At 69.1% G+C, this 26,118-nt stretch carries 22 protein-coding genes and 1 pseudogene; 12 read left to right on the top strand and 11 right to left on the bottom strand.

Annotated features, from left to right (window positions below):
- Positions 1-6 precede the first annotated feature (6 nt).
- The 3 genes from HV824_RS22350 to HV824_RS22340 form a co-directional block, all read right to left on the bottom strand.
- On the bottom strand, positions 7-564 hold the full coding sequence (locus HV824_RS22350; RefSeq protein WP_176418271.1) for a hypothetical protein: 558 nt from the start codon (positions 562-564) through the stop codon (positions 7-9).
- Positions 565-575: 11 nt separating this feature from the next.
- Positions 576-1,091: a hypothetical protein gene (locus tag HV824_RS22345; protein WP_255208249.1), complete on the bottom strand. Its 516-nt coding sequence runs from the start codon at positions 1,089-1,091 to the stop codon at positions 576-578.
- A gap of 126 nt (positions 1,092-1,217) precedes the next feature.
- A complete protein-coding gene (locus HV824_RS22340) occupies positions 1,218-1,613 on the bottom strand; it encodes a hypothetical protein (RefSeq protein ID WP_176424183.1) in 396 nt (131 codons plus the stop codon).
- 39 nt (positions 1,614-1,652) lie between these two features.
- Here HV824_RS22340 and HV824_RS22335 point away from each other — a divergent pair, with 39 nt between their 5' ends.
- From HV824_RS22335 to HV824_RS22320, 4 genes are all read left to right on the top strand, one after another.
- Positions 1,653-2,078, top strand: a complete 426-nt coding sequence (locus tag HV824_RS22335) for a TIR domain-containing protein (protein WP_176424182.1) — start codon at positions 1,653-1,655, stop codon at positions 2,076-2,078.
- Positions 2,079-2,093: 15 nt separating this feature from the next.
- The gene (locus HV824_RS22330) at positions 2,094-3,290 is read left to right on the top strand and encodes a toll/interleukin-1 receptor domain-containing protein (protein WP_217917630.1); all 1,197 of its coding nucleotides are present in this window, start codon (positions 2,094-2,096) and stop codon (positions 3,288-3,290) included.
- Positions 3,275-3,910 carry a hypothetical protein gene (locus HV824_RS22325; protein ID WP_176424180.1) on the top strand — a complete coding sequence of 212 codons (636 nt, stop codon included), beginning with the start codon at positions 3,275-3,277 and terminating at the stop codon, positions 3,908-3,910. Before HV824_RS22330 ends, HV824_RS22325 begins: the two co-directional genes overlap by 16 nt.
- A 138-nt stretch (positions 3,911-4,048) precedes the next feature.
- Positions 4,049-4,537: a TIR domain-containing protein gene (locus HV824_RS22320; RefSeq protein WP_176424179.1), complete on the top strand. Its 489-nt coding sequence runs from the start codon at positions 4,049-4,051 to the stop codon at positions 4,535-4,537.
- Positions 4,538-4,585: 48 nt separating this feature from the next.
- Here HV824_RS22320 and HV824_RS38245 read toward each other — a convergent pair.
- Positions 4,586-4,711: pseudogene (locus tag HV824_RS38245) on the bottom strand (transposase); the annotation flags it as partial.
- Between the two features lie 949 nt (positions 4,712-5,660).
- Positions 5,661-6,089, bottom strand: a complete 429-nt coding sequence (locus tag HV824_RS22310) for a YciI family protein (RefSeq protein ID WP_176424178.1) — start codon at positions 6,087-6,089, stop codon at positions 5,661-5,663.
- 383 nt (positions 6,090-6,472) lie between these two features.
- On the opposite strand from HV824_RS22310, the gene HV824_RS22305 reads away from it, so the two are divergent.
- Both HV824_RS22305 and HV824_RS22300 read left to right on the top strand, forming a co-directional pair.
- Positions 6,473-7,492 (top strand): HAD family phosphatase, encoded by a 1,020-nt coding sequence (locus tag HV824_RS22305; RefSeq protein WP_176424177.1) that lies wholly within the window; start codon positions 6,473-6,475, stop codon positions 7,490-7,492.
- On the top strand, positions 7,452-8,735 hold the full coding sequence (locus HV824_RS22300) for a threonine/serine exporter ThrE family protein (RefSeq protein ID WP_176424176.1): 1,284 nt from the start codon (positions 7,452-7,454) through the stop codon (positions 8,733-8,735). The genes HV824_RS22305 and HV824_RS22300 overlap by 41 nt, the downstream gene beginning before the upstream one ends.
- A 64-nt stretch (positions 8,736-8,799) precedes the next feature.
- Here HV824_RS22300 and HV824_RS22295 read toward each other — a convergent pair whose 3' ends face one another.
- The 5 genes from HV824_RS22295 to HV824_RS22275 form a co-directional block, all read right to left on the bottom strand.
- Positions 8,800-10,464 (bottom strand): arylsulfatase, encoded by a 1,665-nt coding sequence (locus HV824_RS22295; RefSeq protein ID WP_176424175.1) that lies wholly within the window; start codon positions 10,462-10,464, stop codon positions 8,800-8,802.
- Between the two features lie 103 nt (positions 10,465-10,567).
- Positions 10,568-12,328, bottom strand: coding sequence for a SulP family inorganic anion transporter (locus tag HV824_RS22290; protein WP_176424174.1), 1,761 nt, complete (start codon positions 12,326-12,328; stop codon positions 10,568-10,570).
- Between the two features lie 275 nt (positions 12,329-12,603).
- A complete protein-coding gene (locus tag HV824_RS22285; protein WP_255208250.1) occupies positions 12,604-13,971 on the bottom strand; it encodes a DUF2254 domain-containing protein in 1,368 nt (455 codons plus the stop codon).
- A gap of 291 nt (positions 13,972-14,262) precedes the next feature.
- Complete coding sequence (locus HV824_RS22280) at positions 14,263-15,678, bottom strand: MBOAT family protein (protein WP_176424173.1); 1,416 nt, start codon at positions 15,676-15,678, stop codon at positions 14,263-14,265.
- Between the two features lies 1 nt (position 15,679).
- A complete protein-coding gene (locus HV824_RS22275) occupies positions 15,680-18,556 on the bottom strand; it encodes a GDSL-type esterase/lipase family protein (RefSeq protein WP_176411374.1) in 2,877 nt (958 codons plus the stop codon).
- Positions 18,557-18,572: 16 nt separating this feature from the next.
- On the opposite strand from HV824_RS22275, the gene HV824_RS22270 reads away from it, so the two are divergent.
- The 6 genes from HV824_RS22270 (at position 18,573) to tpx (ending at position 25,455) form a co-directional block, all read left to right on the top strand.
- Positions 18,573-19,637: a mannose-1-phosphate guanylyltransferase gene (locus HV824_RS22270; protein ID WP_176418303.1), complete on the top strand. Its 1,065-nt coding sequence runs from the start codon at positions 18,573-18,575 to the stop codon at positions 19,635-19,637.
- Between the two features lie 201 nt (positions 19,638-19,838).
- Positions 19,839-21,899 carry a serine/threonine-protein kinase gene (locus HV824_RS22265; RefSeq protein ID WP_176424172.1) on the top strand — a complete coding sequence of 687 codons (2,061 nt, stop codon included), beginning with the start codon at positions 19,839-19,841 and terminating at the stop codon, positions 21,897-21,899.
- Between the two features lie 139 nt (positions 21,900-22,038).
- Entirely contained in the window at positions 22,039-23,409 is a 1,371-nt protein-coding gene (locus HV824_RS22260; RefSeq protein WP_176418280.1) for a phosphomannomutase/phosphoglucomutase, read from the top strand.
- A 1-nt stretch (position 23,410) separates the two neighbouring features.
- On the top strand, positions 23,411-23,962 hold the full coding sequence (locus tag HV824_RS22255; protein ID WP_176424171.1) for an NADPH-dependent FMN reductase: 552 nt from the start codon (positions 23,411-23,413) through the stop codon (positions 23,960-23,962).
- Between the two features lie 12 nt (positions 23,963-23,974).
- Complete coding sequence (locus HV824_RS22250; RefSeq protein ID WP_176418282.1) at positions 23,975-24,907, top strand: ROK family protein; 933 nt, start codon at positions 23,975-23,977, stop codon at positions 24,905-24,907.
- A gap of 32 nt (positions 24,908-24,939) precedes the next feature.
- Positions 24,940-25,455 (top strand): thiol peroxidase, encoded by a 516-nt coding sequence (gene tpx / locus HV824_RS22245; RefSeq protein ID WP_176418283.1) that lies wholly within the window; start codon positions 24,940-24,942, stop codon positions 25,453-25,455.
- Between the two features lie 7 nt (positions 25,456-25,462).
- On the opposite strand, the gene HV824_RS22240 is transcribed toward tpx, so the two are convergent.
- A complete protein-coding gene (locus HV824_RS22240) occupies positions 25,463-26,002 on the bottom strand; it encodes a VOC family protein (protein ID WP_176418284.1) in 540 nt (179 codons plus the stop codon).
- Positions 26,003-26,118 lie beyond the last annotated feature (116 nt).

Here is a 26,118-nt window from a genome sequence, read left to right as displayed (position 1 = left end):
GCCGCGTCAGGGCAGGCGGGTCCTGAACTGGAGCCATGGGACGAGTTCAGGGTGCTTCCGCTCCACCTGCGTCTTGTGAAGGGCGTGGGCCAGGGTGTTGAGCCCGTGCTTGATCCTGCGCATGACGAGGAGCTTCTCGATGGGGATGGCGCGGAAGTCTTCCTGCGCCAGCGCCATCCATCGTGACGCTTCCTCCAGCGACATCGTCGTGAGGCGCTGGATCCACGCGACGATGGGCTCCGAATCGAGGACGGGGTCACCTTCGCGTTCGCCAAGCTCGGCAATCATCCATGCGCGGAGGCTCATTGCCGATATCCAGAATGTGTGGGCATCGGCACCTGTAGGAGGCCGCTTCACGAGGGCATCGTAGATGCGAAGGGCAACGTGGGCCCAGTCAGGGCTTCTTTCTTCGCGCGCTCTGATTGCGATGGTGAACGCGAAGACCTCCCAGTTGAAGGGCTTGCCCTCTACGGCCCCACCCAGGGTGAGCTGGTCGAGCCATGCATTCATTTTCGAGAGGGGCCACTCCAGGGCCTCATCAAAAATGTCACGAGTCGGGTTCATTGGGCAGGTCTCTAGGGGAACACGATACCGGCTTGAGAGAAGGCCCGTCTGCCGATTTCCAGCGCCCTGGCGCTTATGGCTGCAGGGGCTTCGAAGAGGTAGTGGCCACTGTGCGGCTTGATCGCCACCCCCATGCGCAGCGTGCCATGGGCGGCGATTTCAGCTTCGCCTGCTGCGAGCACTGGGCGTCCTCCGCTGGCGACCGCGTGCGAGATCTCGGTTGCTCGCCATGTGTGCGGGACAATCAGCAACTCCCCCTCCGCAGTCACCACCCACTTGATGGAACCGTTGTTCACATACCGTAGAAAGTCGGGGTCTGTGACTCGGACGGGGCGAACGCCTACCAACCGTGCGATTTTCTGCTCCTTGTCCAATAGGTGGGGTTGTTGATTCTCAAGGAGCTTCGTGGGGACGCCGTCCGAAGATGAGGGTGCGTCTGCATCGCCGGGCCCGCGAGCGGTCATGGCAACCGCGTTGGGCGCGAGGCCCACAGTCATGACGCCCTCCGCCACGGAGATGGAGCGCACGCCCCCTGCCATCGCCGCGGACAGCCGGAAGCCCGCCTGAGTCTCGGCGGCCAGGGCCGCGCTGGCGAAGCCGGGCAGCGTTGGGCTTGCGCCTATTCCGCAGGGGCCCCTCACCCATTGAGGAAATCAGGTGCACACCAGTAGCCACGTGACGAGCAGCGAAACGGCGTAGAGCGGCACCACCGTCGGCGCGAACATGGCGCTGGAATAGTCCCCGAGCATGCTCCACCCCCTCTGAGGGGGTAAGTTGACGTTGAGTTCCTCTCCAGAAGTTACGTGCTGCAAGGAGAGCGCCCGAAATTGACGCTCCAGCATGAGGTAGTAGGCATCCAGTCCCCAGAAGGCCACCGATGGGTAGAATGCTAGGATCGCGAAGTGCCGCTCGGTGGCCTTGTTGGCGAAGGCAAGCAATGCCGCGACGACTGTGACCGCCCACCCCTTGATGGTGAAGGAGTTCTGCGCCATCCGAGTGATGATGCCCTGGAGGATCTCCGCGCGCTTGGTGATGAATTCCGTCGACATGGCGGCTTCCTCGGATGCAGACGTTCAGGTACACTGTCCGTGAAGTGTGAATCCTCACGGGGGAAACCGACGATGCCGCATTCTGTCTTCATCAGCTACGTTTACGAGGAGAAAGCCTACAAGGACAGGGTCGCGAGCTGGATTGAAGGGCAACGGCTGGGATCCAACGTTGTTGTAACTAGTGAGCGCGCCGATGTCCGGCAGCACGGCGAGCAGGAGATTCGCAACCACCTGCGGCCTCTCATCCAGGGAGCCGCCGCCGTCCTCGTGCTCGTGGGGGACACGAGCCACAGCCGCAAGTGGATTGACTATGAGGTCTCAGTGGCGCAATCGCTCCACAAGATCATTATACCGATCCGTATCCCCGGGACGCTGGGCGGCTTGCCCCGGGAGATCCGAGCCGAGAGGGAGGTCACGTTCGAGCCCAACGCCATCGCCCGGGCGCTGCGGGACTGGCTGGGCTGAGGCATGGTGGGATCTATGGGGGCAGTGCCCTGCTATCAGGTGGTGCTGCTCGAGCCGGAGCGGCAGTACGTCCCCGGAGGTGGTCAATCGGCTAGGCTACGGGCCACCCTTGAGCGCCAGATGACGGCGCTGGGGCTGGCTCCGGCGACCACGCTCCGGGTGCTGGACGAGACAAACTTCCACACTGCAAGAGATTTGTTCCTTCCCGTGGCCGCCGTGTACTTCGGTGGGCCGCACCAGCGCGTAGAGTCCACACAGATCGTGGAGAAGCTCCGTGCGGAGGGACGCTTCGTGCTCCCCGTGGTCCCGAGTCTGGTGGGCTTTGGCACGCAGGTGCCCTCGGCGCTGGCCCCCATCAATGGAATGGAACTGAGCTCGACGGACCCCGATCTTCACCACGCCGCTGCCTGTCTCATGCAGGAACTGGGGCTGATGCGTTCGCGTCGGCTCGTCTTTATTAGCTACAAGCGAGATGAGGCCCGCAGCGTGGCGCTGCAGATCTACCAGGCATTGGAGGCGCGCTCGTTCGAGGTCTTCCTGGACACGCACAGCATCGAACGGGGCAAGGAGTTCCAGCCCATGCTGTGGGACCGGATGAGTGACGCGGATTTGCTCATCCTGCTAGACAGCCCGACCGCCCTTACCAGCACCTGGGTCGAGCAGGAGGTCGCCCGGGCGCACAACCTGTGTCTGGGCGTGCTCCAACTCATCTGGCCCCCGCCCCACAAGCGGACTGTTGGGACGGAGCTGTGCGAGCCGGTATACCTGGAGTCAAAGGACTTTCAGGGCACGCCAAGCGATCCGAGGTCGACGCTCCTAGACTCCCAAATCGAGGAGGTCGTAGCTTTCGCCGAGGCCACCCGCGCTCGCTCCTTGGCGAGCCGAAAAAACCGGGTCATCACCGAGTTTTGCAAGCAGTTAGAGGGGCAAGGTGTGAACGTCGTGGTTCAACCCTCGGGGCGTCTGGAAGTGCAACATCCCTCCAGGGGCGTCACGCACGTCTTCCCTGTCGTGGGCCACCCGGAGACCACGCTGCTTCAGCAGATTGAGGATGAGTGCTCGAAGTGCGGTACGCCCCCTCCCCGCGGGTGTCTCATCTACGACCCGTTGGGCATGTGGCCGAGGAAGGCAGCACACCTAGAGTGGCTCAACAAGAGCCTTCCAATCAAGTCTTTGGCCGTCACGGAGGTGCTCAAGTGGTTGACACCGTAGAACACTCGCCGGGGCCGGTCTTCCTATCGGCGAGTGTTCCTCTTCCTGGGCGCGATCCGGTCTACCTATCTACTGCCAACATCCTGGCTATCCGGGAGGCGGCCGCCGCGCTCACCGTGGTGGTGCTTCCAACGGACCGGCTCGTATTTGGAGGGCATCCAGCCATCTCCCCTCTGATCCACCTCGCCGCCGAGCGGCTAGGGGCAGCCGACCGCGTCTACATCTACCAGTCGCAGTTCTTCCAGAACGTCATTCCACCCAGTTCGCTCCAATTCCGGCACCTCAACTGGACACCGGTGAGTGGCGGCCGGGATGCGAGCCTGCGGCTGATGCGCGAGCAGATGATTTCGTACGAGCGCTTCCAGGCGGGCGTTTTCATCGGTGGCATGGAGGGCGTGGAGGAAGAGTTTGAGTTGTTCCGCAGAGCGCAGCCCCAGGCTATTGCCCTCGCGGTGGCCTCCACCGGGGCCGCCGCTCGCGTCCTCTTCGACCGCGAACCATGGGGCTCGAAAGATGCGGGCTTAGAGAACGACGTAGCCTATGCGTCCCTGTTCCGGCGGTTGCTGGGTAGGGGGGGGGCACCGCCTTCCTCAAGCCTCAGCAGTCCTCTCGTCCCCTGACGATTCTGCCGCCTGCAGACCATGGCTCTAACGGCACCACAGCCTTAATGATGTTCATAATGTGTTCTGCACGTGTTCGTTTTATGTTTATGGCCACCCCAGGCTCAGATATTGGCTGGGAACTCTAAGGAGGCTTCTATGGCGCGGAAGGTCTTTTTCAGTTTCCACTACGATCGCGATGTGAGGCGCGTCGTGCAGGTTCGGAACTCCTGGGTCGTGCGCCCAGAAGGTGACGCGCAACCCTTTTACGATAAAGCTGATTTCGAGGAGGTGAAGAAGCGCGCTGGCGGCATTGAGAAGTGGATCGAGGAGCAACTAAAGGGAACGTCTGTGACGGTGGTTCTCTTCGGTTCAGAGACCTACGAACGTCCTTGGGTACGGCACGAGATCAAGCGCAGCTATGAACTCGGTAAGGGGCTGGTTGCGATTGATATTCACAATGTGAAGGATCCACAGCGTGGCGTCGGCGTGCAAGGGAAGAACCCTCTCGATTATTTTACAGTTAGTCGGAATGGGCGCGATGTGCCGTTGTCTGCTCTCTACAGGACCTACGATTGGGTGAGCGACAATGGCTATGCTAATATGTTGTCCTGGGTGGAAGCGGCCGCGGAGGCTGCTGGGCGTTGACTCGCCTTGAGGTAAGTCCTCCTGAAGGAGCGCTCCCGGTGTCCCCTCGCCGCACGCCTCCTTCGTCCGCTCCGCCCAGGTACGCAGGACAGACTCCGTGAGGTCCATGTCCCTGGCCACCTCCGCAATGCCCTTGCCCCCGTTCAGCACCAGCTTCACCGCGCCGTTCTTGAATTCACGCGTGAACTACCGATGCTGTCTCCGTGGAACAGCGCCCGAAGATCGGCCTGCGCCTCTTCGTGCGCGGGGGCTTCAACCTCGCTAACGTCCACGTCGGGGTGCTCCTCGGCTCCTCTGCCAGGAGGAGGGCGGCTCGGTTGGTTTCACTGAGGAACTTCCCTCCATCCCGCTCGTCCCCCTCGCCATTACACTCTTATATAGAGACACGACCCTCGCCCCAGGGCTGTCATGCTGGGAGCACTAGGCGACGTAGTCGTGCGCGCCCCGCTGGGACTCTACATGCCACGAGGCGAGCGGGACCCGTTAGCGAAGGGAGAAGCGCATGTCCAACACGAGCCGGGTCACCACCTTCCGGAACGCGTTTTCGTCCACTTCGACCGGCAGCGCGTTCTTCGCGGGATGTAGACGATGGGCTCGCCCTGTCCCGTCTCCAGACTGTTACCGCGCACGCACTTTGATGGTTCCACGGCGTTTCACGGACTGGCTCGTCGATGGGCATCTCCGGGAAGCCCGCGAAACCACTGGAGGCCATCACGAGCGTGCGCGGCCGGGTGTCACCGCCGATGATGGGCGCAGATTGAGGCGATTCTCCGCGGGGAGTCGACGGTTGCAGCATGAGCCGGAGCACGAGGCGGCTCAAGGCTGCCCAGAGGGCACCGCCGCCAGGCGGCGGTAGTGCCTTGAACCGACTCGGGATTCCGGCGTCCATCATCCAGTCGGCTCAAGCGGCCCTCTGCATACGTGCGTGGCAACACCAGACGCACGGATCGCGGCGTCGCGCAGCCCGCGAGAAGCACGCTCACGAGCAGCGCCACTGCTCCACGCAATGTCATGCCGTCCCCTGGCGTGTGCCCCGAGTCCGTGGGAGCAAACCTCAGGAGTTAGCACTCGGCTCTGACGACTCGAGGAGGCGCGGAAGCACCGGGCCTCATCCCGCCGCGCCTCACGCCTTCTGCTCCAGCTCGGCGCGCAGCTTGTCCTCCTGCGCGCGCAGCTCCGGGGTGAACTCGGCGCCGAAGTCCTCGGCCTCGAAGACGGGGCGAATCTCCAGCTCCGACTCCTCGCCGGGCATGGGGTTCGGGCAGCGGCGCGCCCACTCCACGGCCTCTTCCATCGACTTCACCTGCCACATCCAATAGCCGGCGATGAGCTCCTTCGTCTCCGCGAACGGACCGTCGATGACGCTCTTCTTCCCATCCGCGAACCGGATGCGCTTGCCCTTGTTGCTCGGGTGCAGCCCGTCACCGGCCAGCATGACGCCGGCCTTCACCAACTCCTCGTTGTACTTGCCCATCTCGGTCAGCAGCTTCTCGTCGGGCATCACGCTGGCCTCGGAGTTCTTCGTCGCCTTCACAATGACCATGACGCGCATCGGTGCTTCCTTTCAGTTCGGGAGGCGCTGCGTCCTCGTTCCAAATGGCGACGAATAAACCCGGCGAGGATCGACACGCGGCAGAAAAATCGCGATTCCCGCCCGCCGATTGCGCGGTTGCGGACCTTGCGCAGCGCATCAGGGCAGGCGCATCGCCGTGCGCGGGGGCGGGTCCGTAGCCTCACCCCGCGGAGTGGGAGGACTCCGCGAGCGGGGCGCGTGCCCGGTGAATGCCCACCCAGGGGCGCTCCGGATTGCCTGGACCGGCGGCCGGGCTCAGCAGGCCCTCTTCTCGCGCCTCCGATGCGGCGTTGTAAAGCGCTGATGCCAGCCTCACCGTCCCCAGAGCCAGCGCCGGTGCGAGGGCGCGCCAGGAGGCGGACATGGTACGGGGCGCACGGAATGAAGGGGGCGGGCTGTTCAGCGCGCTCTCGCGCTTGATGGCGATGCCGCTCCAGGCGCTGGCCGCGGACGCGCTGCCGTCGTGGAACGAAGGGCCCGTGAAGCAGGCCATCCTCGACTTCGTCACCCGCTCCACCACGGAGGGGGACGCCGGCTTCATCCCGCCCGAGGCGCGCATCGCCACCTTCGACAATGACGGCACGCTCTGGCCGGAGCAGCCGCTCGTGCAGGGCGCCTTCATGCTGAAGCCGCTCCGTGCTCGCGTGAAGCAGGCCCCGTCGCTCGCGAAGCGACAGCCGTTCAAGGCCGTGCTGGAGGGAGACCTCTCCGGCCTCTCCAACATGGACAAGTCCAAGTTGATGAAGTTGCTGGGGGAGACTCACGCCGGCATGACGGAAGAGGTGTTCATCCGCGAGGTCCGCACCTTCTTCCAGCATGCCCGCCACCCCAGGTGGAGCGTTCCGTACAACCAGCTCGCCTACGTCCCCATGCTGGAGTTGCTCCGGTTCCTGCGCGCGAACGGCTTCCAGACGTGGATCTCCTCGGGGGGAGGCATTGACTTCATCCGCGTCATCTCCGAGGACACCTACGGCATCCCGCCCCAGCAGGTCATCGGCAGCCACCTGAAGAAGACGTTCGACGGCGGGCACGCTCCCTCGGTGCTGCGCCGTGAGGCGCGCGTGGCCCACGTCAATGACAAGGCGGGCAAGCCGGTGGGCATCGACGAGCACATCGGCCGGCGGCCGGTCTTCGCGGCGGGCAACGTGCGCTCCGGCGGCGACATCCAGATGCTCCAGTACACGCGCAGGCGCCCGCGCCCGGGCTTCGCCTTGCTCATCCACCACGACGACGCGGCGCGCGAGTTCGCCTACGAGGAGAAGGACGGGGCGTCACTGAAGGCCGCGCGCGAGGGCGGCTGGGCCGTGGTCAGCATGCAGCGGGATTGGAGGCGCATCTTCAATGGAACGCGAGCCGCACGGACTGGGAACGGGAGGGGATGAAGCGGCGGCGTCCCGCTTCCTGCTGGACCTGGCCAGGGCACTGCACCTGGCCTATCAACCCTCGCTCCTGGTGGAGGCGCGCGTGCGCCGGGTGGCGACGGCCTGGGGGCTGAAGACAGAGGTCTTCACGGTCCAGAGCCTGGCCATGACGCAGGTGGTGGCCCCGCGACGGGCGCCCGCGGGCTTCACGCGGCTGCCCTTCAACCCGCACTGGAATCTGGGCCGCGCGGCGGCGCTCCTCCAGTTGACGGACGACATCGCGGCGGGCGGCGTGGCGCTCCCGGAGGCCCGTGCGCGCTTGGAGCGCATCGTGGCCCAGCGCTCGCCCTTCCCGAAGTGGCTCGTGCTCTTGGCCTACGGCGTGTATGGCGCGGCCGTCGCGGCGCGCGTGGGGGGCGGGTGGTGGGAGATGTTCGCGGCCCTCCTCGTGGGAGGCCTCGCGGGCGTCATCCACTTCGGGACGTTGCGCTCGCAGCGGGTGGACCTGCAGAAGAGCTTCCTCGCGGCGTTCCTGGGGACGCTGGTGGCGTTCGGGCTCCGGTTCGTCCTGCCGCCCTTTGATGTGGTCCAGGCGTTGTTTGGCGGGGCGGTGCTGCTGGTGCCCGCGATGGTGGTGACGCTCGGCTCGTTGGAGCTGGCGACGGAGTCCGTGGAGGCAGGCATGACGCGCCTGGTCTATGGCCTGCTGCGCTTCCTGATGCTTGGCGTGGGCATCATGGCGGCCACGACGTTGTGGCGTTTTGTCTGGCCGCTCCCCGTCCACAGCGACGCGCACGTCCTGCCCCCGCTGGTCACCTTCTTACTGCTGGCCGTCGGCGGCGTGGCGCTGGCCGTCTGCATGGCGGGCCGGCCGCGCGACCTGGTGGGGATTGTCGGCGGGGTGCTGCTCGCCTATGGGACGCAGGCCGGGATGAAGGTGGTGCTGGGGGAGCAGGGGAGCCCGATGGTGGCCGCGTTCGTGCTGGGCGTGGCGGGTCTACTCTATGGCCGGGGCGGGCAGCGGATGCCCATGACGGTCATCATGCCCGGCCTGTTGCAGCTCGCGCCGGGCTTCATGGGCACGCAGGCCGTCATCGCGTTGCTGGGCATGGGGCGCCCGGGTACGGAGGATGCCCGGCCGTTCAACGTGCTGCTGGTGGCGCTCCAACTGGTGCTGGGGCTGGTGTTCGCGACCTTGGTGGTGCCACCGCGCGTCACCGTGGACCGCGACGCCGCCGAGCCGTCGGCTTCCGGGAGCGCGTAGCGCCGGCGGTCGCCGGACGCGCACGGGCGGCGGCGCTCCTTCAGCCGCCCGGCGCCGCGGGCAACTACGCGTGCGACTGCTGGGCGCGGCGGACGAAATGCTCCACCTCTTCGGCCAGCGCCATGACCTGGTCGGCGATGCTGGTCTCCTCCTTGCGCTCGTGCGCCTCCGCCAGCTGGCGCTTCACGCGCTCCTTGATAGGGCCGATGCTCAGGCTGCCCGGGGCCTGGCTGGGGGGGAAGTCGAGCAGGCTCTGCGCGAACCTCTGGACCAGCGCCTGCGCGGGCACGAAGGTGAACATGCGCTCGCCGTACCACTTCAGGTACAGGCCGGACCTCGGGCCGTACTCGAACGGGTCCGAGCGCAGGTTGATGAGGTAGGGCCAGGCCGGGTTGAAGCGCTTGCCGCTGAACCACATGTCCGGGCCTTCGCCGTCCTGGTAGCTGAAGATGAGCTTCCAGTCGTCGTACCGGACGGCCGCGAGGTTCCCGCTGTCGAGCACGTAGATGAACTCGCGCCGGCGGCCCTCCTCCTTGCCCGCGAGCAGCCCGGTCTGGTCATACCCATCCAGGTAGACCTTGAAGGTCTTGTCGCCCGCCTTGTAGCCGCGCTGGCACTGCTCCACGAGGTCCGTGGGTCCGCCCGCCGCGGCGACCAGCGTGGGCATCCAGTCCTCGTGCGCGAAGATGTCGTTGATGACGCGCCCGGGCTCCACCACGCCCGGCCAGCGCACCAGGCAGGGCACGCGCACGCCGCCCTCCCAGGTGGAGCCCTTCTCGCCCCGGAACGGGCTGTTGCCGCCATCCGGCCAGCCCATCTTCTCCACGCCGTTGTCGGTGGAGAAGACCACCAGCGTGTTGTCCGCGATGCCCAGCTCGTCCAGCTTGGCCAGCAGCGCGCCGACGATGTCGTCCAGCTCCCGCATGGCGTCCGCGTAGAGGCCGTGGCCCGTGGCGTTCCGGTACTTCTCCTGGAGGTAGGTCCAGACGTGGGTGCGCGTGGTGTTGTGCCAGAGGAAGAACGGCTTGCCGTCCTTCACGGCGCGCTCCATGAAGTCCAGCGTCCCCTTCAGGAACTCCTCGTCCACGGTCTCCATGCGCTTTCGGGTGAGCGCGCCGGTGTCCTCGATGCGCTGCTTGCCCACCACGCCCCAGCGCTTGTCCTCGGTGGGGTCGTCGCGGTCCGTGGCCCAGGTGTGGAGCACGCCGCGCGGCCCGAAGCGCTCCTTGAAGGCCGGGTCCTTGGGGTAGTCCGGGCACTCCGGCTCGTTCTCCGCGTTGAGGTGGTAGAGGTTGCCGAAGAACTCGTCGAAGCCGTGCACCGTGGGCAGGTAGGGGTTGGAGTCGCCCACGTGGTTCTTGCCGAAGTGGCCGCAGGTGTAGCCCAGCGGCTTGAGTAGCTCCGCGATGGTGGGGTCGGAGTCCTGGAGCCCATACTTCGCCCCGGGCATGCCGATGGTGGTGAGCCCCGTGCGGAGCGGGTTCATGCCGGTGATGAAGGCCGCCCGGCCCGCGGTGCAGCTCTGCTGGCCGTAGCAGTCCGTCATCATCGCGCCTTCCTTCGCGATGCGGTCGAGGTTGGGCGTGCGGTACCCCATCATCCCCTGGTTGTAGGCGCTGACGTTCCAGACGCCGATGTCATCTCCCCAGATGACCAGGATGTTGGGCTTGCGCTGCTTCTGCTTGCCGTTGCCGTTTCCATTGCCCGTGGTTTTCGCTTTGCTCGCCATGTGTTGCCTCCTGGACAGGAGGTGCGCACGTGGGGCCACGGGCGCATGGTCCTGGAGGGCGGGGCGCCAGCCGGTCCCCTCGCGAGGGCGCTCGAGCCCCCGCTCAATGCAGGTGAGGGGGCGCAGGAGGTTCTCCGGCGAGGGGGGGCCTGGCGCTGGCGTCCATGAGGAAGCGGCGCACCGCCACGCCCACGGTGGGGTGCATGTTCTCCGGGCCCAGCCGCTCCAGCAGGCCGGTGCGCCGCAGCAGCGCGCGCAGCGGCGCCCGGGCCTCGGCGATGCCCAGCACCACGTCCGCCTCCTCGAATTCGCGGCGCAGCTTCTCCAGCCCCTCCGCCGCGGTGACGTCCATGTCGAACACGGCGGAGGTATCAATGACGAACCACCGCACGGGCGTCTCCGCGCTGGCGACCAGGGCCCGGGCCTGCTCCCGCAGGTGGCGTGCGTTGGCGAAGAACAGCGGCGCGTCGAAGCGGTAGATGACGAGCCCGGGCACCGTCTCGGAGTTCTCGGACCGCTCGATGTCATGGTAGCCGGGCACGCCCTCGCGCTCGCCCAGCACCGCGTCGTGGGGCCTGGCGGCGCGGCGGATGAGGTCCGCCAGCGCCAGCGCCACCGCGACGAGGATGCCTTGGAGGATGCCCAGCACCAGCACCCCCAACATGGTCACACACGCGAGCACCGCCTCCACGTGCCGCACGCGCCACAGGTCGACGATGGCGCGCACCTGCAGCAGGTACACCGCGGCCACGAAGACGATGGCGCCCAGCGTCACCATGGGCAGGTCGCGCAGCAGGGGCGTGAGGAACAGGGCGAACACCAGCACCACCCCGGCGGCGAGCACCCCCACCAGCTGGGTCCGCCCCCCCATGGTGACGTTGACGGCCGTGCGCGAGTCGCTCCCCGTCACGGGGAACCCCTGGCTGAACGCGTTGGCGAGGTTGGCGGCCGCCTGTCCGAGGAACTCCTGGTTGCTGTCCAGCTTGTATCGGAACCTGTCCGCGTAGAGACGGCCCGTCAGCACGGAGCCGGCGTAGTTGACGAGCGCCAGGCTGAAGGCGGCGGGGAGCAGCGCCCGCACGTCCTCGAAGCGCAGGGATGGCAGGCCTGGCGTGGGGGGCTCCGCGGAGAGTGGGCCCACGACCTTGATGCCCCCGTGCTCCAGCTGGAACAGCGCCCCCGCCGCCGTGGTGAGGGCCACCAGGATGAGCGGACCGGGCGCCTTGGGGAGCAGCCGCCGTAGCAGCACGAGCGCGGTGATGACGCCCAGCCCCAGCAGGAGCGTGGGGACGTGGGTCCGGTGGAGGTTGGCGGCGACCTCGAACACCTGACCGGAGAACGTGTTGGACTGGCGCTCCAGGCCGAAGAGCCGCGCGAGCTGGCTGCCGATGATGATGAGCGCCGCGCCGTTGATGTAGCCGATGAGGATGGGCTTGGACAGGAAGTCCGCGAGCGCGCCCAGCTTGAGCATCCCCCCGAGCAGACTCAGCGCGCCGACCAGCAACGCCAGCAGCGCCGCCAGCGAGGCGTAGCGGGCGGTGTCCTCCCCCGCCGCCATCGGCGCGAGCGCCGCGGCGGTGAGGATGGCGGCGCCGGCCTCTGGGCCGATGATGAGGTGCCTTGAGGGGCCGAACAGCGCATAGGCCAGCATCCCCACCACGCCCGCGTAGAGCCCCGCCGCGGGGCGCACGCCCACGAGCTGCGCATACGCCAGCCCCTGGGGGATGAGCATCGCGCCAATGGTGAGCGAGGAGAGCAGGTCCGTCCGAAGCCAACGGCGCTGGTAGCGGCGCGCCTGCCGCAGCCCCGGCGGGCCCCGCCGTACCGCCCGCCACGTCCGCGCCGCCAGGTCGCTCACCACCATTTTCCTCTCGTGCCGTCGACTCGTGACACGCTGCGAACGCCGGGCGCGCTTCGCAACGCACGGCTCCCGCGCATGCGGTGCCCGGAGTGGCCGGCTGCCCGGGGTGAATGGCGCGCGGGGGACGTCGTCCCCAGCCCTGCTTCGTTCGCGGGCCGCCATGCGCTGATTGCGGGGCTCCTCTTGCTGTTGGCGGGCGTGCTGCGACTGGGGCGAATCGCCCAATGCTCCTGTCCCTCCGGCTTCGCCTTCGGCCACGCCGGGCGCCGTCGTCTGCCTCAAAAGCCAATCGCGGGCAGCGGAGGCAAGGGGCTCCCCTCCATCGCCCGCTCCAGTGACTCCGCGTAACGGCGGATGCCCGCAAGCCACGAGGCGTCCTTCTGACGATGCTCCGTGGCCGCCAGGATGCGGTGCAGCACCTCACGCGCTGCCCGGTGCGCCTCTTCCTTCCGCGTGTGCTGGCCCACGGCGCCCACCAGCCGCAGCAGCCGGAGCACGACAGCGGGTTCGGCGGCGCCGTAGCGGAGCGTCTGGTCCGTGACCAGGTCCAGGTAGTCGCGCAGCGACGGAGCACGAAGGAAGACGCGCGGGCGCCCGGACATGTCTGGCACCACGCGGAGGCCCAGCCGCAGCCGGCTCAGCTCGCACATCAGGAAGGTGAGCTGGTCCAACGCCTCCACCGCGGTGTAGGGGTCGTTGATGCCCGGCGACAGTGCCTTGACGGCCACGTCCACCAACTGGCGCACGCCCAACGCGACGTCCACGTCCTCGTCCCGCCAGCGGTCCGTGCGGATGGCCCGGAGCAGGAGGGCCTCGGCCTCCTCACGCGAAGCGGGGGATGGGCGGTCATCCGCTGCGAACCAACCCACTTCGCCGCCTTGAATCACCGGCTCGCCGATGGCTCGCTCCAAATGGACGACGAGCCGCCTCGTCGTCGCCACTTCCAGCAAGGCCCGCGCATTCACGGAGACGACGAAGCCGTTCTGCTGTGCTCGAAGCGGCCACAGCTCACCCGTGGGCGCTGGGACCTCGGCTGGCGCCTTCATGTCCCCCGCGCGCAGGCGCTCCATCCTGTGCGCGACACGCAGCGTGTCCACGCGCACCCGCTGGACGATGTTCTCCACGCGCATTGTCTGAAGCGTATGGAGCACCTGGAAGATGAGCGCGCCCTCGCACGCCACGAGCAGCAACAAGGCCAGACTGAGCGCCGGACGCGGCGCGCGCCCCGAGTCCGAGACAAGCCCGAACTCGTGCGTGGCCACGAGGCAGAAGACGCTCGTGGCGACGAACACCGGAATCACCACGCGGATGCCCGCTCCGTGCAGGAAATGGCGCAGCAGCCGTGGCGAAAACTGACCGGCGGCGTTCTGCACCACGAGCATGGAGAGGGACAGGACGATGCTCAGCGACGTCAACGCGATCCCCAGCGCGGTGGAGAGCATGTCTCGCGCCTCCGGGGCGGTGGCCTGCCACGCGACACCGCGGAGGACTCTTGCCACGAACGCGGGCGGGTCTACGAACACTACGCCCAGGCCTGCCCCGACCACCGCCCCCACCACGGGCGTGAGCCACAACCGGCGCCGCAGCCACCAACGGAGTGGCTGGGTATTTCGGGGTGGACCGTGCCTGGGGGCACCACGTCCCATGACCGTGCGGGACAGTGCCCGGATGCCCGCCATGCGCAGTCCCTCCGTGACGGCACTGACCCTGCGCCAGCGCGCTCAAGCCGACCGGCCCCGGCGACCAGGCGTGCCCCTGGGGGCCCTTCCTGGCTCCCAGCGACGAGCCCACCCACCAGAGACTGGGAACGCGCAAGCCTGGCGGCAAGACGCATGAACGGGGCGGGGACCCGCGGGCGGAACGCTCCTCCTCGGGTGTTCCCGCGCCGCGTGTGGCGCCAGCCCCGGCGGCAAGGGCCCGGCGGCCCGCATCCCCGCCTAGAACTGCAGGTACACGTACGGGCGCGTCTCCACGGAGGACAGGTGGCGGATGCCCAGGCCGAGCACCACCAGCGCCGCGGCGCGCACCGGCACGGGCATGCGGACGAAGAGGTCCGACGACACCGTGTAGAGCTTCATCGGTACGGCATGGAAGAACACGGCCGCGGCCAGCATGGCCCACACCAGCGGGCTCACGTTGGCGATGCCGGGCACGCCCGCCATCATCCGCTCGTAGAACTCACCCGCGTGCGTCATGTCCGCGGCCCGGAACACCACGCGCGTCAGCACGACGATGGTGAACGTCGTCAGCATGCCCAGCGCCACGCGGGGGACGCTCGGCGACTCGGGCTTGCCCACCGACCACTCCCAGCAGCGCGACACGCACAGCGCCACGCCGTGCACCGCGCCCCAGACGGCGAAGCGCCAGTCCGCGCCGTGCCACAGGCCGCCCAGCACCATCACCGTCATCAGGTTGAACAGCACCCGCGGCTTCGACACGCGGTTGCCGCCCAGCGGCCGGTACAGGTAGTCCCGCAGCCAGGTGGACAGGCTCAGGTGCCACCGGTTCCAGAACTCGCCGATGTTCTTCGCCAGGTACGGCCGGTTGAAGTTCTCCGGGAACGTGAAGCCGAACAGCGCCGCCACGCCAATCGCGATGTCCGAGTACCCCGAGAAGTCGTAGTAGAGCTCGAAGGTGTAGGCCACCGCCGCGACGATGCACTCCGCGGAGGCGTACTTCTCCGGCGCGGCGAAGACGGGGTCCACCAACCCCGCGCCCAGCACGTCCGCGATGACCAGCTTCTTCACCAGGCCCACCGCGATGCGGAACAGGGCGTGGGCACCGGCCTCGGGCGTGAGGCCCGGCGTCTGGCGGAAGTGCGCCATCAGCTCCGACGCCCGGACGATGGGGCCGCTCACCACGCGCGGGAAGAAGAGCAGGTACAGCAGGTGCTCCAGGAACGAGTGCTCCGCGCTCGCCTTCCGCCGGTACACGTCCACCGTGTAGCTGATGGCCTGGAAGACGAAGAAGGACAGGCCCACCGGCATCAGCAGGTTGAAGGGCTCGGCGCGGACCTCAATCCCCCACGGCGCCAGCAGCGACAGCAACGTCTGTCGCAGCATCTCCAGGTACTTGAAGCCCGCGAGCAGGCCCAGGTTGGAGACGACCGACACCGTGACGAGCGCCTTGCGGACCCCCTGTGACTGCGCGCGGGCCATGCCCTTCACGCACAGGTGGTCCACCGTGACGCCCACCAGGAAGATGAGGATGGGGAAGGGCGTGAAGGCCGCGTAGAAGAAGAGGCTGCCCACCAGCAGCACGCCAATGCGCGGCCAGTAGTGTCGGTGCACCGCCCAGTACAGGGCGAACACCGCGATGACGAAGACGAGGTACTGGACGCTGTGCGACAGCACGTCAGTTGTCCTCCACGCGCGAGGTGGGGCCCGACTTCTTGTGGACCTCGTACGCCGTGAGCAGCTCCCGGGAGAAGGCCCCCGCCAGTCGCGCGTAGCCTTCCGGAGTCAGTTGGACGCCATCCGCGTGGCCCAGCGCGGGCTGCGCGCGCTGCCACCGCAGCATGGCGCGCTCTCCTCCCATGGCCGCGCGCGGCGACCAGTACGCGCACCCCGCGTCCTTCGCCACCTGCGGCAGCGTGTTCAGCACCGACGCCAGCGAGGGCGCCTCGCTCCACCGGCCGTTGGCGCCCCGCGCCAGCCGGTCCGTGGGGCCCATCACCAGGCACTCCGCGTGGGTGGCCTTGCGCAGCCGCGTCAGCAGCGCGGTGTAGTCCCGGCGCAGCGCCGAGGCATCCAGGCCCGGCTGGTTCGCCTCGTCGGTGCCGTACCAGAACACGAGCAGGTCCGGCCGCCGCGACGCCAACTGCGAGTCCACCGCCGCCGCGTCCATGGCCCCCAGGGTCGACGCCGTGGCGCCGGGGAGCCCCAGCGCGTCGTACACGACGCCCGGCGTGTCGTACTCCAGGGACGCCCCCAGCACCGTGACGTGGCCGTCCTTCGGCGCCGTCACCTCCACGGTGTGCGAGGCCCCCGTCACGGGGAAGGAGCGGACGCGCACGGTGGGCTGGGTCAGCGGCTCCGGCAAGGGCGCGTCCGGCGGCAGCAGCTCGCCGTCCACCGCGATGTCCGGCGCGCGCACGTCCGGCGCGTCCAGCGCGTACAAATCCAACCGGCCCGAGGTCTCCTTCGCCTCCGGGCAGTCCTTGCAGAACTGGATGCGCAGCTTCGCGCCCGGACCGCCCACGGCGCGGATGCCCGTCAGGCCCCACAGGCCTCCAGGGGGCGCGTCCTTGGCGGCGTCCTCCAGGGTCCAGTCCCCCTCCAGCGCGCGCGTCACGCCCGCGGGCTCCAGGCGCGCAGACGCCTTGCCGGCGGCGATGAAGCCCCGGCCCGCGTCGCCGAAGCGCTTCGTCAGCACCTCGCGCACCGCGTCCGTGAATTCATGCGATGCGGTGTGCGTGCCGCCCAACTGCGCGACGCCCACGCGGAGGGCCTCGCCGGACTCGCGGCGCTTCAGCTTGTCGAACGTGCGCGCCAGCGCGGTGTCCGCGTACTGCAGGCCGGTCGGGTCCGCCGCGGCCACCAGCGGCGCCCGGCTCTTCGCGAACGTGCGCTGGAGGGACAGGTCGAAGAGGTGGCCCAGCAGGTCGGAGCCCCGGGCGCGTGGGTGGACGAGGTCGTCCAGCATCAGCCCTTCCTCGAGCCAGCGCAGCGCGGAGCCCTCGCCGCCCATGGCGGCGTAGGCGTCCCAGAACGCGCAGCCGGCCGCGCGGGCCTCCTCGCGGTAGATGTCGCCAATCTCCCGGGTGCCCCGGCGCGACACCACCTCGCCGCTCATGGTGCGCACGCCCGCGTCGATGGGCGCCATCAACAGGCACGCGGCGTTGGGCACGTTGGCGCGCACGCGGGACATCAGCTCCTTTATCTGCGCGCGCACCTCGTCCAGCGTGGTGCGGCCGCGCGAGTAGAAGAAGGCCTCGTTGCCGCCCACCATCATCACCACCAGGGACGGCTTGCGCTGACGCAGCTGCGCGCGGAAGGCGGCGGGCTGGGCGCGCAGGTACACCTCCGCCATGCCGCCCAGCAGGCCCACCGTGTCGTAGACGACGCCCGGCGTGCCCGACTCCAGCGTCATGCCGTGCAGCTCCACCTTGCCGGACGTGGTGAGCGTCAGCGACTTCGCGCCCCGCGGCAGCGTCACGCGGGCGAAGGCCGCCTCCGACTTGCTCTTGGAGAAGCCTCGCGTGTGGATGCGCTGCAGCGGCTTGCCGTCCACGGAGAACTGCACGGAGCCGCTGGCGGGCTGCGCCAGGAAGAAGAGCTCCGCCACGCGCGAGCCCCTCACGTCATAACGCGTGCTCTGGGAGCCCTTCTCCGTGCTGAAGGCCACGCCCGTCCAGCCCACCCGGTCGCGGGGCCACTTGGAGTCCACCAGCCGCTCGATTTCCCAGCCGTCCGAGCCCCGGCCCGAGCGCGTCCAGCGGCCCGCGCTGGCGGGGCGGGTGATGAAGAGGAAGCCCTTGCCGCCCGCGCCGAAGCGCTCCTGGAGCCGGTCGCGCACCAGGTCGGTGATGTGGTCGGAGGCCACCAGCGAGTCGCCCAGGTGCACCACGCGCACCGGCGTGCGCCGGGTGTCCTCGCGCAGCTCGGCCAGGGCCCGGGTGTAGGGCGCCAGCCCGTCCTCCAGGCAGCTCCCGTCCGGCCCCGCCTTGCGGCAGTTGAGCTCGATGTCCACGTGCTGGGAGCCCATGCGCTCGCGCAGGGCCTCCAGGTCCTTCGCGCGCGCCAGGGTGGGGGCGCTCAGCTCCTCCAGGCCGATGCCCGGCGCCGTGGGCACCACGGGCAGCGGCTCCGCCACCAGGGCGCCGGCGTCGACCTCGTCCTCCACCTCCTCCGTCTCTTCCGGCGGGCGTTTGGCCGCGCCCGCCCCCGCCGTCATCACCTCTCCGGGCGGACGCGCGGCGCGCCCGCCCGACAGCGAGGTCGGCAGGACGAGCGCCACCAGCTTCTCGGGCAGGGGTCCCCGCTGGAGACTCGGGAGGGGCCGGAGGGCGTCTGGGACCGGCGCAAGCGACAGCCCCAGCGCCAACGCGACGGTGAGGATGAGCGTCAGCCCGGTGGATCTGGCCTTGAGGAAGTCCAACAGCGCGGCATGAGACTGGCTTTTGGGTGGCGGGTCAAAACTCTCACCACCCTTCGTGGCCTCGCCGTCTGGAGGGCGGGCAGGCGAGTCCCTCTTTCCCGGCGAGGCCGAAACGGTATGGTGCGCCGCCATGGCAACACCCGCAACAATGGCCCTCTACCCCGTCATCATGGCCGGTGGCTCCGGCACCCGCTTCTGGCCGCTGTCCCGTCAGGCGCGGCCCAAGCAGTTCCTGCCGCTGGCTTCCAAGCTGCCGCTCATCACCGACACGTCCGCGCGCCTCAAGGGGCTCGCCTCGGTGAAGGACACCTTCATCGTCTGTGGTCCCCTGCACGCGAAGGCCGCGGCGAAGCTGGTGAAGGGGCTGCCCAAGGCGAACCTGCTGGTGGAGCCGGTGGCGCGCAACACCGCGCCCGCCATCGCCCTGGCGGCGGTGCAGGTGGCCGCGCGCGACCCCAAGGGCGTCATGGTGGTGCTGCCCTCCGACCACCACGTGGCGGACGTGCCCGGCTTCAAGCGCACGCTCGCGGACGCGGCGGAGCTGGCGGAGGCGGGGCACATCGTCACGCTGGGCATCAAGCCCTCGCGCCCGGAGACGGGCTACGGCTACATCCAGGTCGGCGCGGCGCTGGAGGGCGGAGGCCGCAAGGTGCGGGCCTTCAAGGAGAAGCCCGACCTGGAGACGGCGCGCGGCTACGTTTCCTCCGGTGACTACCTGTGGAACGGCGGCATCTTCGTCTTCCGCGTGGACGTCATCCTGGAGGCCTTCGCGAAGCACATGCCGGAGATGCAGAAGGGCCTGGACGCCCTGCGCAAGGCCGCGGGCAAGCGGACCTTCGGCGCGGTGCTGAAGAAGGTGTTCCCCAAGCTGCCCTCCCTCTCCATCGACTACGGCGTCATGGAGAAGGCCTCCAACATCGCGGTGCTGCCGGGTGACTTCGGCTGGTCGGATGTCGGCTCGTTCGCGGCGATTCCCGAGGTGCGCCCCGCCGACGCCCACGGCAACGTGGTGTCCGGCAACCTGGCCGTGGTGGTGGACTGCCACAACTGCGTGGTGCTGGCCGACAAGCGTCCGCTGTCCGTGGTGGGCCTCTCCGACATGGTGGTGGTCGACTCCGGCGACGCGGTGCTCGTGGTTCCGAAGGACAAGAGCCAGGAGGTGCGCAAGGTGGTGGAGGCGCTCAAGGCTCGCAAGCTGACGAAGTACCTGTAGGCGTCCAGGTGGGGCAAGGTGCGCTGGAGAAACGCCCGGTTCCCACCCTGGAAGAAGTACCGGCGGCGAGCCCCTGATTCACCGGTGACCTTGCGCTCTTGGGGGCTTGCTCTGTCGGTGAGTGGACAAGGGTCCTCTGCACGCCGGTTGCAAGGCCCCCCACCGCCTGCCCCGCTCCGGGGCGGCAGAGGGTGGTGGGGTATGGCCTGCATGCGGTGTGACGTGGACCATCCGACCGAGGCGTCTTGCCTGGCGGTGCATGACGGCGTCGCGGTGTCGGCGAGCTGCCTGGAGGGACAGCGGCACGGTCCGCTCGTCTTCCGGCGCTGGTTGGGAGCGGGGGCGCTGGGCACGGTGTACCTGGCGGAGTATCTCCCCACGGGGCACCGCTTCGCGGTGAAGGTGCTGCACCCGCACCTGGCGGCGCGGCCGGCCATGCAGCGCCGCTTCTACGCGGAGGCGCGGGCGCTGCGCGAGCTGGTCCACCCGCACGTGGCCCGCGTGCTGGACGCGCGCCCGGGGCCGGGCGGCCTGCCGTGCCTGCTGATGGAGTACGCCGACGGTGAGTCCTTCTCCCGTCTCCCCATGCCGCTGGCGCCCGTGGAGGCGGTGGAGCTGCTGGGGCAGACGCTGGAGGCCGTGGAGGCCGCGCACGCGCGGGGGCTCATGCACTGGGATTTGTCCGCGGACAACCTCGTCCTCACGCGGGACGCGCGGGGGGAGCGCCGGGTGAAGGTGCTCGACTTCGGCGCCAGCGCCATCCTCAGCTCGAGCCTGTCTCCGGAGGAGCGGGCGCGCGGCATGGTGGTGGGCTCGCCGGCCTTCATCGCGCCCGAGCAGTGGTCCGGTGAGGCCGTGGATGGCCGCGCGGACGTGTATGCGCTGGGCGTGGTGGGCTACCTGCTGCTCACCGGGCGGCTGCCCTTCGGCATCGGTCGCGCGGGGGAGCTGGCGCCGCCGGAGCCGCATGTCCTCAATCCGTGCGTGCCGCCCGCGCTGTCCTCGGTGCTGCTGCGGGCCCTGGCGCCGCGGCCGGCCGAGCGCTTCCCGGATGCCCGCGCGTTCCGCGAGGCGCTGGCGTGTTGCATGGACCCGCGTGCCCTCGCGGCGGAGCGCGAGGCGGCGCTGGTCGATGACGTGGAGTTGCTGGTGGACATCGACCTCGCGTTCGACGTGGACGAGGACGCCGCGTCCCAGGCGCCCATCCTGCTGCTGCCGGAGATGCGCGTGCCGGAAGGCAACGTCACCATCTTCGGCCAGGCGATTCCGGAGGACGGCGCCACGCCGCTGCACCTGGCGCTGCGGGCGGCGGCCCATGCGGAGCCGGTGCTGGAGGCGCCCGCCCCGCGCGTCGCCGCGCCGGCGGGATTGGAGGTCCGCGTGAAGCTGGCGGAGGGCTGGACGCGGGTGGTGGCCAGCGACATGTCGGTGGATGGCTTCTTCGCCGCGTGGGACGGCGCGCTGCCGCCGCTGGCCGCGCGCCTGGGCGTGGAGCTGTCCTTCGCGGGGCGCACCACGACGTGCGAGGGCGACGTCGTCCGCCATGTCACGGGGGACGAGGCCCGGACCTGGGGCGTGGCCGCGGGCGCGTTCCTCCACTTCGACGAGCCCTCGCCGGCGCTGCGCCAGTGGGTGGCGTGGATGCTGGAGGAGGGCCGCCGGCCACAGCCGCGTCCGGATGGAGAGCTGGCGCGGCTGCTCGCCCGGGCCGCGGAGGCCGCGAAGGACCCGTATGCCCTGCTGGGCGCGCGGCCCGACGCCGACTTCGAGGAGCTTCGCCGCCGGGCCAGCGCCGCCCTGCGCCGGCTGGACGGCTTCCGCGCCCGTCCGCTGCCGTCCGGGCAGCGCCGCGCGCTGGAGGCCCTGCGGGGCCGGGTGGAGTCCGCCCGGCGCACCCTGGGCGAGCCGCTGAGCCGCGCCGGCTTCGACGCCGTCCGGGGCAACCTGCCCGGGCTGGCCCGCTGCGTGGAAGCAGGGCTGCCGGACGAGGAGGTGGAGCCCCTGCGCCACGCCTTCCTGTCGGCCCGGCCAGGCTCGGAGGCCCGGGCCCGGGTGCTCTTCACCCAGGGGCACGCGCTGGAGGCGCAGCGGGCCCTGCGCGCCGCGCTCTCCCGGTATGCGAACGCGCTGGCGTTGGACCCGCTCAACGTGTCGTGGCTGCGGCACTACCAGGAGCTTCGCCAGCGGGCCCAGGGGCTGACGCCCTCCATGCCCCCCGTGCTTCACGAGGAGGGCCCGGCTCCTCGGGCCCCGCTTCCGTAGCGCGGGAGCCCTTGCCGGCCCCTTGGCCCTCCAACGGGCCCGGGGCGCCCTCTGGCCGGGTGCCCCCCTGGCCCGCGCTCGTGTAGAGTCCGCCGCCCTCTGCCATGCCCTCCGTCGTCACGGGGGCGGGGACACCTTCATGAACGCGCACATCTTCCGCGAATACGATATCCGAGGCCTGGTCGATAAGGACCTCACCACCGAGGTGGTGGAGCTGCTGGGCAAGGGCCTGGGCACCATCATCCGTCGCCAGGGCGGGCGCTCCATCGCGGTGGGCCGCGACTGCCGCGAGTCCTCCACCCGCTTCCGGGATTCGCTCTGCGCGGGCCTCACCTCCACGGGCCTCAACGTGTTCGACGTGGGCGTGGTCCCCACGCCGCTGACGTACTTCGCCGCCAACACCCTGCCGGTGGACGGCCTGGCGATGATTACCGGCAGCCACAACCCGCCCGAGTACAACGGCTTCAAGATTGGCGCGGGGAAGACGACCTTCCACAGCCACGAGATTCAAGCCCTGCGCAAGCTCATCGAGGCGCGGGACTTCGAGGTGTCGCCCAAGCCGGGCACGGTGACGCCGTACGACATCATCACCCCGTACAACCACTTCGTCCGCCAGACGGTGAAGGTGGGCCGCAAGGGGATGCGCATCGTCATCGACGCCGGCAACGGCACGGGCGGCGCCATCGCGGTGCCGCTGTTCGAGAGCATGGGCTTCGACGTGGTGCCCCTGTTCTGTGAGATGGACGCGACGTTCCCCAACCACCACCCGGACCCGACGGTGGTGGAGAACCTGGAGGACCTCATCGCGGCGGTGAAGCGCGAGAAGGCCGAGGTGGGCATCGCCTACGACGGCGACAGCGACCGCATCGGCGTCATCGACGACCAGGGCAACATCCTCTGGGGCGACCAGATCATGGTGCTCTTCAGCCGCTACGTGCTGAAGGAGAGCCCGGGCGCGGCCATCGTCGGCGAGGTGAAGTGCAGCTACACGCTGTACGACGACATCGCGAAGCGCGGCGGCAAGCCCGTCATGTGGAAGGCCGGGCACTCGCTCATCAAGTCGAAGATGAAGGAGACGCAGGCGGAGCTTGCCGGGGAGATGAGCGGCCACATCTTCTTCAAGAACCGCTACTTCGGCTTCGACGACGCCATCTACTCCACCGCGCGCCTGCTGGAGATTCTCACGCACGAGAAGGCGACCCTGTCGGAGCTCCTGTCCGACGTGCCGAAGACGTACGCCAGCCCGGAGCTGCGCTTCGACACGAAGGAGGAGAAGAAGTTCGAGATGGTGAAGCGCGCCACGGAGACGCTGCGCGCCGCGGGCCACGACATCATCGACGTGGACGGCGTGCGCGTGACGTTCCCCGACGGATGGGGACTCATCCGCGCCTCCAACACGCAGCCCATCCTGGTGCTGCGCTTCGAGGCCAACACGCCCGAGCGCCTCAAGGAAATCCAGGCCCTCATCGAGGGCACCGTGGAGAAGGTCAAGGTCGAGGTCGGGGGCTGACATGACGACGCCGCGCATCCTCGCCATCAGTGGCAGCCTCCGGACCGGGAGCTTCAACAGCAAGCTCCTGGACATCGCCGTCGCCCACGCCCGCGCGCTGGGCGCGGCGGTGGACGTGGTGGACCTGAAGACGCTGGCGTTGCCCGTCTACGACGGCGACGTGGAGGCCAAGGCCCTGCCCGCTCCCGTGGAGGCGCTGCGCGAGCGGCTGGGCAAGGCCCAGGGCCTGCTCATCGCCAGCCCGGAGTACAACTCCTCCATTCCGGGCGGTCTGAAGAACGCCATCGACTGGGTGTCCCGCCCCCCCGGCAGGCTCTTCCAGGAGAAGTGGGTGGCGATGATGGGCGCCACGCCCGGCGGCTTCGGCACCGCGCGCATGCAGCCGCACCTGCGGCAGGTGATGGCCTCCGTGGGGGCGCACGTGCTGCCCACGCAGGTGCACCTGGCCCGCGCGTCGGAGGCCTTCACTCCGGACGGGAAGCTCAAGGACGAGGCGCGCCAGAAGGAAGTAGAAGGCCTGGCGGCCGCGTTGGTTTCCAAGCTGAAGCCCTGAGAGGACGCGCCCATGCCAACGCTCGGAATCGACCTGGGGGGGACGTTTGCCCGCGCCGCCGTGGTGGACGAGGTGGGCAGGCTCATCACCGCCTCGAAGGTGGCCCTGGTGGAGCGCAGTCCCTCGGGGGTCGTGGAGACCATTGCCCAGGCGGTCTCGGACGCGGTGAAGCTCGCCGGCGTGCCACTGAGCGCGTGCGGCGTGGCGGCCGCCGGGCAGATTCACAAGGACTCGGGCGTGCTGTCGGTCGCTCCCAACCTGGGCTGGCGCAACGTGCCGCTGGGCGCGCTGCTCACGGCCCGGCTGGGCCAGCCGGTGCGCGTGGTGAACGACTTGTCCGCGGCGGCCTGGGGCGAGTTCAACGCCGGCGCGGGCCGGGGCTCCCAGGACATGCTGGTGGTGTTCGTGGGCTCGGGCGTGGGGAGCGCCATCATCGCGGGCGGGCGGCTCGTGGATGGCGGCGGCGGCGTGGCGGGCGAGCTGGGCCACATCAAGGTGGTTCCCGGCGGACGCCGCTGCGGCTGCGGTGAGCTGGGGTGCCTGGAGGCCTACGTCGGCGGCCACAACCTCATCGCGCAGACGCGGGAGCTGCTCGCCAACGGGGGTTCGCCCGAGGTGGCGCGGCTGACGGGCGGCGACCCGGCGCGCATCACCCCGGTGACGCTGGAGCAGGCGGCGGAGGCGGGCGACGTGGCGGCCCGTGAAGTCTATGAGCGGGCGGCGCAGTTCCTCGCGTTGGCCGTGGCCAACCAGGTGACGATGCTCAACCCGGCGCGGCTGGTGCTGGGCGGTGGCGTGTTGACGCACTGCCCGGGGCTGCGGCGCCGCGTGGAGGAGGGCGTGCGCGCCTGGTCCTCCACCACGTCGCGCGAGGGCCTGCTCATCGCGGACGCGGAGCTGGGAGACGACAGCGGTCTGATTGGCGCGGCGTTGCTGGTGAAGTAGTCCGCGCCCCTTTCCAGAGGAGGAGGCATTCCATGGCCGAGCACAAGGGCATCGTCACGTTCAAGGGTCAGCCGGTGACGCTGGTGGGAGACGAGGTGAAGGTGGGGGACGCGGCTCCGGACTTCACCGTCTTCAAGGGGCTCAACGACGCCGTGAGGCTGTCCGACGCGAAGGGCAGCGTGGTGGTGGTGAGCGTGGCGCCCAGCGTGGACACGCGGGTGTGCGCGGCGCAGCTTCGCGCGTTCAACAAGGAAGCCACGGCGCTGGGGCCGGACGTGAAGGTGTGGTTCGTCACGTTGGACCTGCCCTTCGCGCTGGGGCGCTTCATTGGCGCCGAGGGCATCCAGAACGTCACCACGCTGTCGGACTACAAGGACCGCGAGTTCGGTGAGAAGTACGGCGTGTTCATGAAGGAGCTGGGGCTGCTGGCGCGCAGCACCTTCGTGGTGGACCGTGCGGGCAAGGTCGTGTTCCGGGAGATTGTCCCGGAGATGACGCACGAGCCGGACTACGACGGCGCGATGAAGGCGGTTCGCGCGGCGCTGTGACGTTGGCTCAGCCGCGCTGGGGTGGTTTCCAACGCCGCAGCGCGGTCTGCTGTTCGTAGGGCTGGGGCGACGGGTAGGTGATGAGTTCGATGAGGGTGCCCCAGGGTGCCCGGGCGTAGCAGAAGGCGTTGCCGGGGCCTTGCTCCAGCGCTGGCAGTTCGTGGGGGCTCGAGAAGACCTCGCCCCCCGCCGCCTGGAAGCGCGCGCGCGCCGCGTCCATGTCATCCACGTAGACGGCCAGGTGCTGGATGCCCAGGTCATTGGGCCGCGCTGGCGGGCGCTGCTCGGGGGCTGTGTATTCGAACAGCTCGATGCTGGCGCCGTTGCCCAGGCGGAGCATGCGCATCGCGCGGATGCTGGAGCCGGAGAGGAAGCGCAGGCGCCGTTGCAGGTCCGCGCCTTCCTGGGGCGGTTGTCCTTTCTCCAGGCTGTCGTAGAGCACTTCGGCGCCAAGGGCCTCGATGAAGAAGGCCGTTGCCACATTGAGGTCCGGCACGGTGATGCCGACATGGTCGATGCCGCGTACTCCGGGAGAGGCCGAAGGCATGGCGCGCACGCTCCTGAATGGGATGGAACGCCAGACTGCTGGGTCATCCAGGGTGCGGTGGGATGAAGTGTCCCGTCAATGTGTGGTGCCCCTCGGGGTGGGCGGGTGTTCATTCA

The sequence above is a fragment of the Myxococcus sp. AM009 genome, assembly GCF_013372605.1.
Lineage (GTDB): Bacteria > Myxococcota > Myxococcia > Myxococcales > Myxococcaceae > Myxococcus > Myxococcus vastator.
Note: the sequence above shows the minus strand (reverse complement) of the source record. Positions and strands in the feature narration are given on the sequence as shown.